Annotated in this window: 5 protein-coding genes; 2 read left to right on the forward strand and 3 right to left on the reverse strand. The window is 64.0% G+C overall.

Annotation, left to right across the window (positions count from 1 at the left end; translation table 11 throughout):
- The first annotated feature begins 173 nt into the window (after positions 1-173).
- Positions 174-1,001, forward strand: a complete 828-nt coding sequence (locus A2J03_RS16330; RefSeq protein ID WP_442971364.1) for an EamA family transporter — start codon at positions 174-176, stop codon at positions 999-1,001.
- A 38-nt stretch (positions 1,002-1,039) separates the two neighbouring features.
- Positions 1,040-1,399, forward strand: a complete 360-nt coding sequence (locus A2J03_RS16335) for a DUF952 domain-containing protein (protein ID WP_068375893.1) — start codon at positions 1,040-1,042, stop codon at positions 1,397-1,399.
- Here A2J03_RS16335 and A2J03_RS16340 read toward each other — a convergent pair.
- From A2J03_RS16340 to A2J03_RS16350, 3 genes are all read right to left on the reverse strand, one after another.
- On the reverse strand, positions 1,354-2,055 hold the full coding sequence (locus A2J03_RS16340) for a response regulator (protein ID WP_082897876.1): 702 nt from the start codon (positions 2,053-2,055) through the stop codon (positions 1,354-1,356). The genes A2J03_RS16335 and A2J03_RS16340 overlap by 46 nt on opposite strands.
- On the reverse strand, positions 2,052-3,284 hold the full coding sequence (locus tag A2J03_RS16345; RefSeq protein WP_082897877.1) for a sensor histidine kinase: 1,233 nt from the start codon (positions 3,282-3,284) through the stop codon (positions 2,052-2,054). The genes A2J03_RS16340 and A2J03_RS16345 overlap by 4 nt, the downstream gene beginning before the upstream one ends.
- Before the next feature lie 129 nt (positions 3,285-3,413).
- Complete coding sequence (locus tag A2J03_RS16350; protein WP_068375896.1) at positions 3,414-4,796, reverse strand: RNA polymerase sigma factor; 1,383 nt, start codon at positions 4,794-4,796, stop codon at positions 3,414-3,416.
- Positions 4,797-5,006: the final 210 nt, after the last annotated feature.

The following is a 5,006-nucleotide window of genomic DNA, read 5'->3' on the forward strand; positions in this document are numbered from 1 at the left end:
CATCCACGGTCAAGATCTGTTCGCTTAGAGCTGATTCCGGGCGTGTCGTACTCGCCGTCTACTGTCGAACGGTGACACGAGGCGTGGCGACGGCCGGGGTAGGTGCCCAATTCGGTATTCCGGCGCTGTTCGTGGTGGGTGGTCTGTGTCAATACGTCGGCGCGGCAATCGGAGTGTTTCTGTTCGACACCCTGGATCCGGCGGCAGTTGCCTGGCTTCGAGCACTGGGCGCGGCGGTCGTGCTGCTCGCGTGGCGACGACCGTGGAGACGTCCGCCCGGCGCAGGTCGATGGACGGGCCGAAAAGTGATGATCGCCACACTGTTCGGGCTGGCCACAGTCGGGATGAACGTCATGTTCTACGAGGCGATAGCCCGCATTCCATTGGGAGCAGCTGTTGCGATCGAATTTCTCGGTCCGGTCGCTGTCGCGGCAGCCGGGTCGAAGCGCATTCGCGACACGATTGCGCTCGGTCTGGTGATTCTGGGCGTGCTCGCGATTGCCAGTGCTCAACTCGACGGGAGTTCGGTAGGACTACCAGGTGTGGGGTTTGCCCTGGCATCAGCCGGCCTCTGGGCGGTCTACATATTGGTGGGCAAGCGGGTTGCGGACGCAGGCAATGGAATCGATGATCTCGCGGTCGGTATGGCGGGCGCCACCGTCATCCTTGCTCCCGCTCTGCTCGGACCCGTTCTGTGGACGGATGCGGACGTGTTCCTCGAGCCGCGGGTGTGGATGCTCGGCCTCGGGGTCGGATTGCTGTCCAGCGTCGTGCCCTACGTCTTGGACCAGGTCGTATTGGTCAGGATCGGGCGAGCACGCTTCGCCCTGCTCCTGGCGCTACTTCCTACTACAGCGACAGTCGTAGGAGCCGTTGTGCTTTCGCAACTGCCCACCGTCGCCGAGGGAGCGGGAATCGTTGCGGTCGTTGCGGCGGTCGTGATCGGCGGTAGCTCAGCCCGCGAACGTGCCGTCAGTACCGAGGAATTGCCGCCGCACTGACCTGCGCTGGCCTGACCTGCACTGACAGAATCGTTCTCGTGACCGAATCCACCGACACACTGCTGCACATCTGCGCCGCCGACGACTGGCATGCTGCCCGAACCTCGCCCGAACTGCGCCCGGCTTCTCTCGCCGACACCGGATTCGTGCACCTGTCCACACCCACACAGGTTCATCTTCCGGCGAATCGGCTGTTCGCAGGTCGCGACGACCTGGTGCTCCTGGTCCTCGACCCGAGTCGCCTCGGCGCCCCCGTGCGGTGGGAGCCGGGTGTACCGGGCGATCCCCAATCGATGTTGTTCCCACACCTGTACGGGCCGTTGCCGATGGCAGCCGTCACGACGGTCGTGCGCTATGTACCGGATGCGAACGGAGAATTCGTTGCGCCAGAACTGTGATGGCCGGGCTCGGTCGCAGCCGGCAGCGACCGAGCCACAATCGCGGCTTGCACTCGTGAGTCCGCGCCGAGCTTCGCCAGAATTCTCGATACGTGCGTCTTGACCGTCGTCTCGCCGATGAAGAGCTGTCGCGCAATCCGCGCATTCGACAATCCGTCGCCGAGACACCGAAGTACGTCTCGCTCCCGGTCGGTAAGATCGGTCAACCCCTGCGGTGCCTCGATGGCCGGCGAATGACTGCCGGACGCGAAGGCGTCGATCAGCGTCCGCGTCACCTGCGGAGCCAACACCCCGTCGCCGGCATGTACCGCCGAGATCGCGTCAAGGAGGTTCTCTGCTGATACCGACTTGAGGACGAACCCGGACGCACCCGCTTGGAGCGCACGGAAAACGTAGTCGTCGATGTCGAATGTCGTCAGCACGAGGACGCGAGCGAATCGACCGGCGATGATCCTGGTCGTTGCTTCGATTCCGTCGAGGCCAGGCATTCGAATGTCCATGAGTACGACGTCGGGAGTGCGGTGCGCAGCGAGATCGACAGCTTCGTAGCCGTCGGCCGCCTCGCCGACGACGGTGAAGCCCGTCGCCGACTCGACGATCGTCTTCAGCCCCGATCGAATGGCCGCATGATCATCGGCGATCAGCACTCGAATCATCGGGCGGTGCTCTTCTCTACAGGCAGAACTGCTTTCACGCACCACCGGTCGCCCTCGCAACCCGCGTGCAGCATGCCCCCGAGTAGTTCCGCGCGCTGTCTCATGTTGGCAAGCCCCGTCCCTGTACGACCGTCGACCCTTCCAGGATGGTCCGAATCCGTCGGCGTCATGTCGTTGGTGATCACGATGGTGAGTGCATCGCCGTCACACCTGATGTCCACGCCGGTCGCGGCGCCGGGGGCGTGCACGACTGCGTTGGTCAACGCCTCCTGCACGATGCGATACGCGGCGTGGTCCACCGCGGCCGGTAGGACAGTTGTGCGGTGAGCACCAGGTGTAAAATCGCCGTCGATGTGCACGTCGGTACCGCTTGCCCGCGCCGACGTGACGAGTCGGTGCAGCTCCTCGACACGACCTGGTGAGAGAGGCTCGTCCTCTGCACCGTCGCCGCGGAGAAGGCCGATCATCGAGCGCATCTCGGTCAATGCGTCGATGCTGTTGGCGCGAATCGACGTCACGATGTCGTGAACGCCGGGTCCACCGATTCCAACTGGCCTGCCGTCACGCGTCTCGACGATCCGCAACGCGGCTGCGGACTGAATCGCTATGGCAGACAAGTGTCCGGCCACCACGTCGTGAAGATCGCGTGCCATGCGGGCGCGTTCGGCCTCGACGGCGGCGCGCCGATCAAGTTCGGCAATGACGGTGGCTGCTTCTGCCCTCTCGAATTCGGTGCGCGCGATCTGCTTGTGTTGTCGCACGCTCCGCGCCCACCACAGTGGAGTTCCGAGGAACGCAGCTGCAGCGCCGATCGTGACGATCACTTCCTGCCCCTCGCCCGTGACCGCGTACACCAGCCCACACGTGAGCACGGACACTGCTGCGCTCAGACGCAGGATGCCGATCGATTGGCGATCGGTGCCGTAGAGCGCCACGCAATAGACGAGGTCCGAGACGATCAGCCACACGGGCAGTGTCGCGCCGAGCATCAGATCGAGGCCGAATGGAACGACCGCCAGGCCGAGCGCCATGACCGGCGCACGCCGGCGGAGGAGGGAACACGCGCAGAGCAGCGCGAGCACAGCGATGCGCCCCCACAGCGGCACGTCCACCCGATCGGGCACGAATCGGTAGATGTTCGTCGCATACAGGGCGCAGCAGAAGGCGAACTGTGCGGCGACGACGAGAAGGTCCCGTGATTCTGCAGATAGGTCGGACCACCGGCGCACCCAACCATCACAGCACATCGGTCCCCTCAGTTCGTCAGCCGAAGGGATGAGGTGCACCCGGGCACACGAAGAGCCGCCGCTTGGACAGCGACGGCTCTTCGATGTTCTACGGACCGGTGTGCGTGACTACTAGTCGAGGTAGTCGCGCAGAACCTGCGAACGCGACGGGTGACGAAGTTTGGACATGGTCTTGGATTCGATCTGACGAATGCGCTCGCGCGTCACGCCGTAGACCTGCCCGATCTCATCCAGCGTCCGCGGCTGTCCGTCGGTGAGGCCGAACCGCAATCGAACCACGCCTGCCTCCCGCTCGGACAGGGTCTCGAGCACTGACTGCAGTTGATCCTGCAGCAGGGTGAAGGACACCGCGTCGACAGCGACCACGGCCTCGGAGTCCTCGATGAAGTCGCCGAGCTGGCTGTCGCCCTCGTCGCCGATCGTCTGATCGAGCGAGATCGGCTCGCGAGCGTACTGCTGGATTTCCAACACCTTTTCAGGGGTGATGTCCATTTCCTTCGCGAGCTCTTCCGGCGTGGGCTCACGGCCCAAATCCTGAAGGAGTTCACGTTGGATGCGGCCGAGCTTGTTGATGACCTCGACCATGTGGACCGGGATGCGGATGGTCCGCGCCTGGTCGGCCATCGCACGCGTGATTGCCTGGCGAATCCACCACGTCGCATACGTCGAGAACTTGTAACCCTTGGTGTAGTCGAACTTTTCGACCGCGCGAATCAGGCCGAGGTTTCCTTCCTGAATCAGATCCAGGAAGGCCATTCCACGCCCGGTGTAGCGCTTTGCGAGCGATACGACGAGGCGGAGGTTGGCTTCGAGCAGGTGGTTCTTCGCGCGGTTGCCGTCGCGGCAGATCCAGGTGAAGTCGCGTCGTGCAGCTACTGGGAGCTTCTCACCCTTTTCGGCGAACTCACGCATCTTCTCCGTGGCGAACAGGCCGGCCTCGATGCGCTTGGCAAGCTCGACCTCCTCCTCGGCATTGAGCAGTGCGACCTTGCCGATCTGCTTGAGGTACGCGCGAACGGAGTCGGCCGACGCGGTGAGCTCGGCGTCTTTGCGAGCCTGACGTAGAGCCTCGGACTCTTCTTCGTCCCAGACGAAATCGCCCGATGCTTTGTCCTCGGCGGTGGGTTCGGAAGTTGCGTCGTCCTCGGTGTCGTCACCAGCGGCTACGACCTCGACTACGTCGTTGGCCGCAGCGGCGATGTCGCCGTCCGAGATGTCGATCTCATCGATGCCGGGGACATCCTCGTCGCCCTCTGCCGCGGGAGACCCGTCGGCAGCCTTCTTGGCCGTAGCCTTCTTCGCGGGTGCCTTCTTGGATGCCGCTCGTTTTGCGGGAGCCTTCTTCGGCGCTGCTTTCTTCGCCGGTGCGGTGGTCTTAGCCGCCGGAGCGGCGTCGACCTCTCGGATCGTGCCGTTCGGTGCCTCCGCAGCAGGTGCAGGGGACGCAGACTCTGTTGCTGAATCTACGGTCTGACGGATATCGGTGGCTGCCACGTACGCCCTTTCGTGACGGTGTCGTGCGGCGTCACGCCAGAGTGGTTTCCGGCGGAGAGGTCTTGTCGATTGTGCCGGCGTGCAGACCGGCATCAACCATTGTAACGACCCGTCGAGACTTTGTTACCGAGCCTGGTCCGTATGGGCTGCTGTGTCGGCCGCCAGGGCAGCGCCGACGATGCCCGCGGCGTTCAACAATGTGGCTGCGAC

The organism is Rhodococcus sp. EPR-157, assembly GCF_001647195.1.
Lineage (GTDB): Bacteria > Actinomycetota > Actinomycetes > Mycobacteriales > Mycobacteriaceae > Rhodococcoides.

Excerpts from the sequence above, each read along its gene's own strand:
- A2J03_RS16340 (WP_082897876.1), bottom strand. The coding sequence starts at position 2,055 with ATGATTCGAGTGCTGATCGCCGATGATCATGCGGCCATTCGATCGGGG.